The 11,944-nt window shown below is 36.6% G+C and carries 9 protein-coding genes; all 9 read right to left on the bottom strand.

Annotated features, from left to right (window positions below; all coding sequences use genetic code 11):
- Nucleotides 1-113 precede the first annotated feature (113 nt).
- Nucleotides 114-1,034 (bottom strand): cysteine synthase A, encoded by a 921-nt coding sequence (gene cysK, locus AC1DVP_RS13955; RefSeq protein WP_477184114.1) that lies wholly within the window; start codon nucleotides 1,032-1,034, stop codon nucleotides 114-116.
- Between the two features lie 147 nt (nucleotides 1,035-1,181).
- On the bottom strand, nucleotides 1,182-2,006 hold the full coding sequence (gene epsC / locus AC1DVP_RS13960) for a serine O-acetyltransferase EpsC (protein ID WP_477184091.1): 825 nt from the start codon (nucleotides 2,004-2,006) through the stop codon (nucleotides 1,182-1,184).
- Between the two features lie 62 nt (nucleotides 2,007-2,068).
- The gene (locus AC1DVP_RS13965) at nucleotides 2,069-3,331 is read right to left on the bottom strand and encodes a YeiH family protein (RefSeq protein WP_477184092.1); all 1,263 of its coding nucleotides are present in this window, start codon (nucleotides 3,329-3,331) and stop codon (nucleotides 2,069-2,071) included.
- A 31-nt stretch (nucleotides 3,332-3,362) separates the two neighbouring features.
- Nucleotides 3,363-4,445 carry a formylglycine-generating enzyme family protein gene (locus tag AC1DVP_RS13970; protein WP_477184093.1) on the bottom strand — a complete coding sequence of 361 codons (1,083 nt, stop codon included), beginning with the start codon at nucleotides 4,443-4,445 and terminating at the stop codon, nucleotides 3,363-3,365.
- Nucleotides 4,446-4,880: 435 nt separating this feature from the next.
- Nucleotides 4,881-5,594 (bottom strand): rhodanese-like domain-containing protein, encoded by a 714-nt coding sequence (locus tag AC1DVP_RS13975; RefSeq protein WP_477184094.1) that lies wholly within the window; start codon nucleotides 5,592-5,594, stop codon nucleotides 4,881-4,883.
- Between the two features lie 11 nt (nucleotides 5,595-5,605).
- Complete coding sequence (locus AC1DVP_RS13980) at nucleotides 5,606-6,664, bottom strand: sterol desaturase family protein (protein WP_477184095.1); 1,059 nt, start codon at nucleotides 6,662-6,664, stop codon at nucleotides 5,606-5,608.
- A 233-nt stretch (nucleotides 6,665-6,897) separates the two neighbouring features.
- Nucleotides 6,898-8,814 (bottom strand): arylsulfatase, encoded by a 1,917-nt coding sequence (locus AC1DVP_RS13985; RefSeq protein WP_477184096.1) that lies wholly within the window; start codon nucleotides 8,812-8,814, stop codon nucleotides 6,898-6,900.
- Between the two features lie 58 nt (nucleotides 8,815-8,872).
- Nucleotides 8,873-10,441 carry an arylsulfatase gene (locus AC1DVP_RS13990; RefSeq protein WP_477184097.1) on the bottom strand — a complete coding sequence of 523 codons (1,569 nt, stop codon included), beginning with the start codon at nucleotides 10,439-10,441 and terminating at the stop codon, nucleotides 8,873-8,875.
- 25 nt (nucleotides 10,442-10,466) lie between these two features.
- Nucleotides 10,467-11,939, bottom strand: coding sequence for a RagB/SusD family nutrient uptake outer membrane protein (locus tag AC1DVP_RS13995; RefSeq protein WP_477184098.1), 1,473 nt, complete (start codon nucleotides 11,937-11,939; stop codon nucleotides 10,467-10,469).
- Between the last annotated feature and the right edge of the window lie 5 nt (nucleotides 11,940-11,944).

The following is an 11,944-nucleotide window of genomic DNA, read 5'->3' on the forward strand; positions in this document are numbered from 1 at the left end:
TACTTGAAATTCAATTTAACAGAAAATACTGTCATACTAATTTAGTGTATTTCAAATAATTAGCAACAATATCAATTCTTTTTTTTGATCTTTAAAATAAACAGGACAAACGATTATAAAGCGGTATCAAATAATTCATCTACCGATAAATATCTTTCTCCTGTATCATAATTAAATGTCAGGATTACTGCATCATTCGGTATCTCGCTTATTTTTTTTGCAACAGCAGCCAAAGATGCTCCTGTAGAAATACCTGCAAAAATTCCTTCTTCTTTGGTGATTTTTTTTGAGTACGCAAATGCATCTGTTTTTTCAACAGTAATAACCTCATCTATATATTCCCTGTTAAAAACTGTTGGTACGAATCCGGCACCAATCCCTTGAATCGGATGTGGCGCAGGCAATCCGCCGCTCAAAACCGGAGACAAAGAAGGTTCTACCGCAAAAGTTTTCAGTTTTGGAAAATGCTGCTTTAAAATTTTTGAAACTCCGGTAATATGCCCGCCCGTTCCTACTCCAGTTATTAAATAATCAATACCATCAGGAAAATCATTTAAAATTTCCTGAGCTGTTGTTCTTTCATGAACTTCAACATTCGCAGGATTATCAAATTGCAATGGCACAAATGAATTTGGAGTTGAAGCCGCTAATTCATGTGCTTTTTCTACAGCACCTGCAGTTCCTTTTCCTCTTGGAGTCAAAACAAATTCAGCACCATAAGCGTTCATTATTTTTCTTCTTTCGATACTCATCGATTCTGGCATTACCAAAATCACTTTATATCCTTTAACTGCTGCTACCAGTGCCAGTCCAATTCCAGTGTTTCCAGAAGTCGGCTCTATAATAACAGAATCAGGATTTAGCAAGCCTTTCTCCTCTGCATCTTCAATCATTGCAAGCGCAATTCTGTCTTTGATACTTGAACCAGGATTTGCTCTTTCTAATTTTGCCCAAACCTGATGCGTTTTGAACAGTTTATTAAGTCTTATGTGTGGGGTGTTCCCTATGGTTTCTAAAATACTTTGATATTTCATGTTTTTATTTTTTAGTACTGCTGAAAATAGTTCGAACATTAATTTTTTTTAAACCATTAAGATATTAAGATTCATAAAGGATAAAGAATGCCTTAATTTTCTTAATCTCTTAATGGTTCCCAATTTTAAAAACCTTAATTTTATTTTTTAAATAGAATAAAAAATAGGCTCTGGAAAAGGATTATTATCCTTAATCTTTATTTCGTTTTTATGATACACCACCGAGTTTGAAGGAATGGTATATGTCAGCCAGACATTTCCTCCTATGATAGAATCTCTCCCAACTGTAGTCTGCCCTCCAAGAATAGTACTATTAGCATAAATAATTACATTATTTTCAATAGTTGGATGCCTTTTTATTGATGCTTCTCCTTTTTTTACGCTCAAAGTGCCAAGCGTAACTCCTTGGTATATCTGCACATTATTCCCAATGATTACGGTTTCTCCAATTACAATTCCAGTTCCGTGATCGATGGCAAAATCATCTCCTATTTGTGCCCCGGGATGAATTTCAATACTGGTTTTACTATGCGCATATTCCGAAATAGTTCGTGCCAAAAGTTTCAAATCCTGATTCCAAATCTGATGTGAAAAACGGTAAATGGCTATTGCAAAAAAGCCTGGGTAGGTATACAGAACTTCCTCTAAAGATTTTGCCGCTGGATCTTTTGCTAAAATAGTTTTGGCATCGTTTAATGCCTTTTGATACAAACTGGGCAATTCTTCAAAAAAAGTTTGGGTCTGTTGCTTGCTTTTTCCATTTTTAGACGTAAAATCCAATACCAGTTCATTGAACAGCAATTCTAATTCTGTGAATTTATCTTGAATTATAGTTACATCTCCAAAAGATTTTGACGTGTTTGAGAACAAAACAGAAAACAATTCATCTATAAATTGGTGAATTAATTTCTTTTTTGGCAAAATCAATAAATCCTGATGCTGTTTGGCTATTTCTTGATAAAAAGATTTCATATCGGCTATTTTTATATTTTGAAAATCATTTTTTTGAAATTATTCTGGCAAGCTTATTTCTATTATTTGCCAAACAATAAAAAAGCAATGATAAGCGTGATAATAATATTGAACAGCTGGGCAGTCAAAAAAGCATACAATGGCTTTTTACTGTTATTATTAAACAAATCCTTGAAATTGGTTTCTAAGCCAATACTGGTAAAAGCCAAAGCAAACCAAAGTCCCTGCAGATTCTTCAAACTGTCTTTAACCGTATCTCTTGTTTCAGATGGAATCAGAAAAGAAAAAACCAAAGAAGCAACAATAAAACCAATCACAAACTTTGGAAAACGTTCCCAAATAACTCCTAAAGTTGGCTTGGCCACAACGGCATCCGATGATTTATTTTGGGCATACGTCCAATAAACCGATATGGCAAAAGCAGCTAATCCTAACAATACATTCTGAGAAAATTTGACAATCGTGCTAATCTTCAAAGCAGTTTCCCCAACCAATGAGCCCGAAGCCACAACAGCACCCGAAGTATCAATACTGCCACCCAGCCAAGCTCCTGTAACTTCTTCTGTAAAGTTAAAATGCTTTGCAATGATTGGCATAAAAATCATCATTGGAATGGCTGTTACCAATACCATTGAAATTACATAAGAAAGCTTTTTCGAATCCCCCTTTATCGCACCAGATGTTGCAATAGCCGCCGAAACGCCGCAAATGGAAACAGCACTGGAAATCATTAACGCTAATTCCTCATCTACTTTTAGCTTTTTGCACACCCAAAAAGCAAAATACCAAACTGACAGAACAACTACTAGAGCCTGAATCAGTCCTAGAGAACCCGCCTTCAGTATATCTGAGAATATAACACTGGTTCCTAATAATACCAATCCTATTTTTACAAAAATTTCGGTTGAAAGCGCTGTCCGAAACCATTCTGGGAGCTTGAAAAAATTACCTATAGACAAGCCTATAATCAAGCTAAAAATAACCGCCTCCAAATTGAGTCCCTTAATTACCGTATTCCCCGCAATAATCAATGCTACAACTGTTAAAGCAAACACAATAGGAAAGCCTAATAAAAATTTCTTAACCGATTTCCCAATCAAAAAAATCCCTATAATTCCAATACTAAAAAAGTAAATAAACTGCTGAAAAAGTTCTTTTATATTCTTTATATCAAATACGTCATTTTGTAAATCCGCGGGGTTTGACCACTTAAATACAGGAACCGAAGGCAGATAAATAAAGAGAGAGATTCCAATTATCAAAAAGCCTAAAAATACTACTGCCCAATCTTCATGAATGGTATATTGTTTTGTTTTTGATGACATAATAAATTATTGTTTTAAACTTTAATTTCTATTATTTATCCTTTACACAACGAAATCCCAAGTGATTACAGGCACTTGTTGTTTCTCCTTTACCGCGGCTCCCCGCCACATATCGGATACAATATTGATCGCTGCATAAATAAGAGCCTCCTCTTTGAACATGTTTTTCTACTCCTGGCTCTTCGGGATCATTACTCGTCAAAGGGCCTTTCGGATTATCATTGGCACTGCTTTTATAATAATCATCACGATATAAATCGTTACACCATTCCCATACATTCCCTTCCAAATCATAAATTCCGAATGGGTTTTTAGGAAAAGATTTTACAGGAGCTGCTCCTGCAAAACCGTCTTCGGCAGTATTGTTATTTGGAAAACTTCCCTGAAAAATATTAGCTGCCCATTTACCATTTGGCTTAAGATCAGTTCCCCAATAATATTTAGTAGATGGTCTTTGAGCTCTAGCTGCAAACTCCCATTCGGCCTCAGTTGGAAGTCGTTTTCCTGCCCATTCCGCATAAGCCTTAGCATCTAGATAACTAACCTGAACCACTGGATTATTTTCTAATCCAACAATACTGCTTTCTGGCCCAGTTGGATGCTGCCAATTAGCCCCTGGAACATATTGCCACCATTGCTGGATATTATCCAAGGCCACCTTTCCTGCTGGAGGCACAAATACAGCTGAACCTGGCACTAAATTTTCAAGCGGAACACCCGGATAATCTTTTGGATCCAATGGTCTTTCTGCAATTGTCACATATTTAGTTGCCGCCACAAAGGCAGCAAATTGAGCATTTGTCACCTCGTGTTCATCAATCCAATACCCTTTTACGCTTACTTTATGGATGGGTTTTGCATCTGGATAATCATTAGTTCCCATACTAAATTCACCTCCGGCAACCCAGACCATTTCTTTCCCTGATCCAGCTGCATTCTCTTTGTTATTAATCTTAACTGACTGGAGCAGCAATGCTTTTTTGGACGTATTTGCCTTGCACATGACCTGACAATTGGTTGCCGCTACTGACGCAGTTTTATTTTCCTGCCCAAAAGCCGAAAACAAACCAGATAAAATAATCATCACAATTGAACTGTAATTTTTTATATTCATGAAATTCATAATCTGTAAGTGAAAAATAAATAAAACATAGCACCTGTGACATAACAAATGTCTATTTCAAAAGAGCTTCTTTCAAAAAAACTGCTAAATTTTATATTTAAAAAATTAAATCTCTACTAATTCGATAGAACAAAGATATATTAAAAATATAGACTTCCAAATATGTTATTCCCAGTTTCTGTTTAAAAAAAACAATATCAGATATAATTTTCACACAATTAACTATTTTTCAAAAACTTAGACACAACTAGAGTTTGAAATTCCTGTAAGTTTTCTAGACAAATAACAAAATTTGCAAAAAAGACATAAAATTTAACAAACTCACAAACGATACTGTAAAAATTTGCTAAATCTCCACTAACAAAAACAAGAGCAATTAAGTGTCTTTATAACAATACATTTATCTGAACAATACATAGCATATTTTTAATGAGCCAAAGCCACATCAACATCTTTTTTCAAATCACCCAAACCGTCTTTTTTAAAAACAATTTTACCGCTTTTGTATAAAATCAAAGTTGGAAAAACTGTTACTGTTTTTAAATCGGCTATAACTTGCGGGCTTTCTTCTAATTCAATTTCGATGATTTTTAAATTAGCTCCATATTCTGTTCTGATATTTTCCAAAACAGGTTTCACTTTTTTGCAGGCACCACAATATCTAGAACCAATATCAACCAAAACTATATTGTTATCGGTTATAATTTTTTTGTATTCAGCCAAAGCCAATTTACTTTTCAAATTAGTATAAAAAGGCTTTCCTGATCCTATCCAGGCAGCAATCCCACCTTCTAAATCATGTACTTCCGAGAAACCGTTTTTTAATAATTCTTTTGCCAGCTGACCGCTTCTTCCTGCACCAATAGAGTAAATGAACACTGGTTTTGATTTATCAAGAGCAGCTGCATATTTAGCATAATTCTCCGTTTCCAAATTAAAATTAAGAGCTCCGTTGATATGGTTCAGCGCAAACTCTTCAGGATCTCGCGCATCAATTAGCTGCGGCTTTTTTTGCTCCTTAATTTTTGCAGAAAAGGAATCAATTTTTAATGTAAATGCGTTTTGATTTTGAGCAAAACCGACAACTGCAAAGAAGAAGGTTATTGCCGTGATACTATTTCTTAAGATATTATTTTTCATAGCAATTTTCTTTATGATTCAACTGGTTCGAAGTAATTTTGATTTGACGGAACTGATTCCTTTTTTTGAGAAATTGGAAGAGCACGAACACCATCAGCCAAAGGACTTCCTTCTATTTTAGATTTGAATATTGGCCAAAGAAATTGTGCATACCATTCTTCACTTTTGTATGATTTCGTTCCATAGGACTCAGGAAATTTACGTGTAATTAAACCTGTTTTGAAAATCACATCCCATAAGAAAAACATATTTCCGAAGTTGCCTTTAAAGTGCCCAACTCCGTCGCCGCTTGTATCCGCATGATGTGCATGATGTGTAGCCGGAGTAGAAATAAAACGTTCTAAAACCCATGCGGCTGGATGCAATGCTTTGTACTTGTAAAACGGTTTGTCCCAAGCAAGACTAGAGTGCGCTGCTAAAGTAATGATGCTTTTTATCACGGTAACAAACAAAGCCGGTAATCCTAACCCTAAAAACGTTAACGTTGCTGTCAAGTAAATTTGAGAGAAAAACACGGTGTAAATAAAGTTTTGTCTCGAAGCCATCGCCATTCCCATATATGGAGCTGAATGGTGAGTTCTGTGAAAACGCCATAAAAACGGCACTTGGTGGTGCAGACGATGATACCAATATTGAGTTAAATCATCGGCAATTGCAATCAGGAAAAAACCTCCCCAAAAAGGAATCCAAGATAATGTATTGGCAAGATTAGGAATTAAATACGGTAACGCAGTTAAGCTAAAAAAAGCAATTACCGGAGGCAAAAGCAGTTTTGGAGCCAAAAAACAAATAATATCTATTTTGCGTTCCGTGCCAGTCCATTGATCGTCATATAAACCTGCGGCAAATTCAACCGCTCCCAAAATCAGCATAAAAACGATTAATCCCCAAGTGCGGATGTTCTCGAATGCGGGTTTTGCAAATTCCAAAAATGACGGTAACGAAATATGTGATTCTGCTATGATACCATTATTCAGTTTAAAATAAAGGTAAATTGCCAATACCGGCAAACTATAAATGAAAAGACTTATACCCAAATCTCTTGTTAGTTTTTTTTGATCTAATGCCATGATTTCTTATTTTAAAATTTGATTTACCAATGCTAAACCTCCAGCCAAAATGACTAATGGCACTAAAAAAACAATTATCCCAACGACAATTTTTTTCCCTATTATTTGAAAATCTATTAGTTTCATATTTATTTTTTATTAAGTGATTAGTAATTGCGCTTAGTGATTAGTTTTTTTTGCAATTAGATTCGAAAAACTAATCGCTCTTTACTATTCACTAAGCACTAACCTTATTAATTTGTGCTTCCTGCTTGGGTTGCTTTATGAATCAATTCCTGAAGGTTTTGATTTTTGTCTCCTGAAGCGCTATGTATCTTTCTGCCTAATACATCCTGCCAGTCGATTAACGGATAAACGTTGTTCTCTTTGGCTTGCTCGTCAAACAGTTTTTTAAGCTCCGCTAATTTTTCAGGATATTTTTGAGCCAAGTTATTGCGCTCATTAAAATCTTCATTCAAGTTGTATAATTCCCAAACATCATTATCAAAATTGCTTGGTGCTGGCGGCTGATTTTTACCAGCAGTTTTTAGTAAGGCAAATGGATCTGGATGTGCTGCAGCAGCTTTCCATCCGTCTTTGTAAATAGCTCTGTTCCCGAAAATATAATAGTACTGCACTTTGTGTAATGATTCGGCTTTAGCATCATTCAAAGAAGCATATAAAGAAGAACCCTGAATAATATCCTGCTTAATTTCTTTGATTGTTTCAGGAGATTTGATTCCTGCAATCTCCAGTGTAGTAGGAAGAATATCCGTTACATGGCTGTATTGATTTCTAATCCCGCCTTTTTCTTTAATTCCTTTTGGATAAAAAACAATCAAAGGATTACGTGTTCCTCCTTCGGACTGCGCATCTTGTTTCCAGTTTTTGAATGGTGCATTGGTCGCTTGCGCCCAACCTAAAGGATAATTTGTATTTAAACCTTTTGCTGTACCAATTTCTCCGATTTTCTCTAAATTCGACTGAAGATTTTGTTCGTCAGATACACCTTGAGCAAAAAGATTTTGGCTGATTGTACCTACCTGACTACCCTCTTTGCTAGCTCCATTATCACCAATCGCAACAAAAATCAAAGTGTTATCCAATTGATTGGTTTCCTTTAAATAATTTACCACTCTTCCAATTTCGTGATCGGTATAAGTCAAATATCCTGCATATACTTCCATAAATCTTGCATATACTTTCTTTTGGTCTGGAGATAATTTTTTCCACTCAGCGATAAGCGCATTGCGTTCTGGCAATACAGCATTAGCAGGAATCACGCCCAATTTCTTTTGATTTGCCAATACTTTTTCACGGTAAACATCCCAGCCTTCGTCAAATTTTCCTTTATAAGCATCGCTCCAAGAAGCTTCAACTTGGTGTGGTGCATGAACAGCCCCTGGTGCATAGTATAAAAAGAATGGTTTTCCTGGCGCTGCTTTTTGCTGTTTTTGAATATAACTGATTGCCTTATCCGTAATTTGATCCGTCAAATGTCTTCCGTCTGGCTTAACATGTGCTTGATCTTCTACTAAATCTGGGTTGTATTGATCGGTTTGTGATCCTAAGAATCCAAAAAAGTGATCAAATCCTTTACCTGTTGGCCATCTGTCAAACGGACCTGCATCGGTAGCATCTTCGTCTGGCGTTACACCATATTTACCTACTGCAAATGTGTTATATCCATTTTCTCTTAAAATCTCAGCAATTGTTCCTTTATCCGATGGAATTCTTCCGTCCCAGCCTGGGAAACCCGCTGATAAAATAGTGTGCGAAAATCCGCTGACATGAACTCTTCCTGAATTCCTGCCTGTCAATAATGCCGCACGTGTTGGCGCACAAATAGCTGTTGTATGAAAATTGGTATATCGCAGTCCGTTATTGGCTAAAGCATCAAAAGTTGGCGTTTGAATTAATCCACCAAAAGCACTGGAAGCGCCAAATCCTACATCATCAAGTAATATCCAAACTACGTTAGGAGCGCCTTTTGGGGCTTTTACAGGTTCTGGCCAATATTCTTTTGATTCTGCTAATGTTTTACCAACAACTCCTTTATAATCTGCATCTGGCTTATTTTGGGCAAAGCCAAGTTGTGCAACAAGTAAAGCCGTAAGCAAAAGTCCTTTTTGAGGGCTATTAATTTTTGAGTTAATTTTAATTTTTTTCATAATTTCTTTTTTAATATTTATTTATTCTATGGATTTAGTGTAATTTTAAACTAAAATTTTATTTTATTTTATTCCAATCTTCAACACCTACTTTTACCGACCATTGTTCATGCAATTCAATCAGAGTCTGGAGCAGTTTTGGTTTTAATTTTGCCAAATTTTTTGTTTCTGTCCGGTCTGTAGCAAGATTATATAATTCCCAAGGCTGATTGTTTTCGGCTACTGCTTTCCACTGATCTTTTCTTACTGCTTTGCTGCCTTCATGTTCCCAAAACAAGGCTTCATGTGCATCAGATTGTTGTCCTTCAAATTCCTTTTTTAAGCTAATGCCTTCTAAGGGTATGAGGTTTTTTCCTCGAAAAAAATCGGGATACTGAAAACCGGCATACTCCAGACAAGTTGGAAAAATATCAATCAAATGGCTTACTCTGTTGCTTAGTGTACCTGCCTTAATATGCTTCGGATAATAAGCAATAAAAGGGGAAGCAATGCCACCTTCGTGGGTGTTCTTTTTGAATAATTGAAAAGGCGTATTGCTCACATTTCCCCACGGACTTTCATAACTGTCAATCGATGCAACCGAACCTGCTGTTCCATTTTTTTGTGTAACATAATTCCAATTTTTTACATCATCGGCACTTCCGCCATTATCAGAAAGAAAAAGAACAAGGGTATTATTTTCTTCTCCCAAAGACTTTACTTTCTGCAGGATTTCTCCAATTCCAGCATCCATTCTGTCGATCATGGCGGCGTAAATTGCCATTCGGGTATCCCATTTATCTTTTTCTTCAGCACTTAGTTTTTCCCAATCCGGCACTTTTTCAAAACGATTTGATAAGTCCCAATCTTTATCAATAATTCCTTGTTCTTTTAGCTTTTTAAAACGTCTTGCTCTCAATTTATCCCAGCCTTCCAGATATTTGCCTTTGTATTTTGCAATATCTTCCGGTAATGCCTGAATGGGCCAATGCGGGGCATTATAAGCAACATAAAGAAAAAAAGGCTGTTCCTGATTTCGCTGTTTTTCCAAAGAACTAATGGCAAAATTGGTAATCTTCTGAGTCAGATAAGTAGAAGTATCCGTGCGAATAATTTCTTTATCTCCTTTCAAAAAAGTGACTTTTCTTCCGTCATTATACAAAGGTTCTGAGTTGAAATAACTGCTCCCATTGTTTTGTAAAGTAAAAGAATCATCAAACCCCCGATTAACCGCCCAGGCTGATGGTACTAAACCAACGTGCCATTTTCCGGAAACAATAGTGTTGTATCCTGCCTGTTTGAGTGCTTGCCCAATCGTGATGCAATGCTCGTTTAAATACCCTTGATAAGCAGGAAACCCCTTGTCCTGCACCATGTCCCCAACACCTGCTTGGTGCGAATACAAGCCCGTGAGTAACGAAGCCCGGGAAGGACAGCAACGCCCTGCATTATAAAACTGCTTTAGAATAAGCCCGTTTTTAGCGAGTTTATCCAAGTTTGGAGTTTTAATTTCTGAGCCAAAAGCACCAATATCTGAGAAACCTAAATCATCCGCCAAAATGACGATGATGTTAGGTTGCTTTTTCTGTGCAGATAGCTGCAATTGTGCAACAACCAATAGGGCAAGAATGAACAGTTTTTTAATCATTTTATTTACGTATATAAGCCTTTTATTAATAACCTGGATTCTGAGGCAAACCTACAGGATCGATATTTCGCTCACTTTGAGGAATTGGATACAAATTATTTTTTTCCGAAACAGAGTTTTTGGCTGTTACCTTTTTTATTTCGGTAACCAAAGTTCCCCAGCGTACTAAATCAAACCATCTTTGTCCTTCCTGAACGAATTCTTTTTTGCGCTCTTCACGAATGGCACCTCTTAATTGAGAAGCTGTAAGGCCTATTAAATCCACAGTTGCATCCGGTGTTGAGATTGCTTTCCCAAAAGCTCTTCTTCTTACTTGATTTACAAGCTCATGAGCCTCTAATGTTGCCCCGTCTTTTTCATTAATCGCTTCTGCTAACGACAATAAGATATCGGCATAACGAATTAAAGGGAAATTGATGGCCACATTTGACGGTGTAGCTAAATTGTTCAAATCAAGATATTTGCTAAAAATTGGCTTTGGAAAAGTATACAGCATTCCAGTAGCCGGATTCAATAACTGTTTTTTATAGCTCACATCTCTTCTGGTATCGCCAGCCGCATAAATATCATAAAACAAAGCCACATCCGAAATAATATCTGCTGGTTCTGTTGCGGTAAATCCAGTAAAAGAGGTCGCTTGAAAAGTACTTCCGCTGGAACCGTTTCCTGCTTGATTTGGTTCGAACTGAACTGAAAAAATATGCTCTTTCCCGTTCTTTTTCGTTTTATTGAATATGTCTGCAAAATTTTCAAAAAGTGCGTATCCATAGCCTCCATTAATGACTTCCTTGGCTTTAAGAATAGTATTTGGCCAATCTTTTCTGGTCAGATATACTTTCGTTAAAATAGCTTTTGCCGCACCCGATGTAGCTCTTCCTGCTTCATTAGCAGGATAAGTTGACGGTAAGCTTTCAGCTGCTTTTAAATCCAAAATAATCTGAGCGTAAACTTCTTCTACAGTGGCTCTTTTAGATTTTAGACTCTCTAACTGTATCGAAGTCGGCTCATGCAAAACGATTGGAACCCCGCCCCAAAGACGGACAGCCTGAAAGTACAGCAACCCTCTGATGAATTTGGCTTCGTTAATCAATCTGGTTTTTATAACATCTGAGCCAGCTGCTCTAGGAATATTATCAATTGCTATATTGGCTCTGTTTATGCCAGCATAAATTTGGCGCCAAGCCACCTGAACGCGATCTGAAGTGGCATCATGAGTCAAACTGCTCAATGCTCTTACCTGAGGATTCGTTGCCGAAACTCCGGCTGCGGCATAATCAGAAGCCATGTCTGTCAAGAAATAAAGATTTCTTCCGAATAAACTTTGCTCTCCCGGGTCAAGACTCAAGGAGGCATAAACTGCAGTCACACTTGCAACAGCATCATCCTGCGTTTTAAAGAAATTTTCCTCGGTTATAAAAGAGGTTGGTGTTACCTCCAGATCCGTGCATGATACAAATAAACCTGCACTTAATATGAATGTTATTATTGTCTTTTTCATTGTTA

The organism is Flavobacterium sp. P3_A6, from assembly GCF_056403035.1.

What these genes read in the sequence shown, in the direction of transcription:
- AC1DVP_RS13985 (WP_477184096.1), bottom strand. Translation starts at nt 8,814, where the DNA reads ATGAAAAAAATTAAAATTAACTCAAAAATTAATAGCCCTCAAAAAGGA.
- AC1DVP_RS13965 (WP_477184092.1), bottom strand. Translation starts at nt 3,331, where the DNA reads ATGTCATCAAAAACAAAACAATATACCATTCATGAAGATTGGGCAGTA.
- cysK (WP_477184114.1), bottom strand. Translation starts at nt 1,034, where the DNA reads ATGAAATATCAAAGTATTTTAGAAACCATAGGGAACACCCCACACATA.
- AC1DVP_RS13970 (WP_477184093.1), bottom strand. Translation starts at nt 4,445, where the DNA reads ATGAATATAAAAAATTACAGTTCAATTGTGATGATTATTTTATCTGGT.
- AC1DVP_RS13990 (WP_477184097.1), bottom strand. Translation starts at nt 10,441, where the DNA reads ATGATTAAAAAACTGTTCATTCTTGCCCTATTGGTTGTTGCACAATTG.
- AC1DVP_RS13975 (WP_477184094.1), bottom strand. Translation starts at nt 5,594, where the DNA reads ATGAAAAATAATATCTTAAGAAATAGTATCACGGCAATAACCTTCTTC.
- epsC (WP_477184091.1), bottom strand. Translation starts at nt 2,006, where the DNA reads ATGAAATCTTTTTATCAAGAAATAGCCAAACAGCATCAGGATTTATTG.
- AC1DVP_RS13995 (WP_477184098.1), bottom strand. Translation starts at nt 11,939, where the DNA reads ATGAAAAAGACAATAATAACATTCATATTAAGTGCAGGTTTATTTGTA.
- AC1DVP_RS13980 (WP_477184095.1), bottom strand. Translation starts at nt 6,664, where the DNA reads ATGGCATTAGATCAAAAAAAACTAACAAGAGATTTGGGTATAAGTCTT.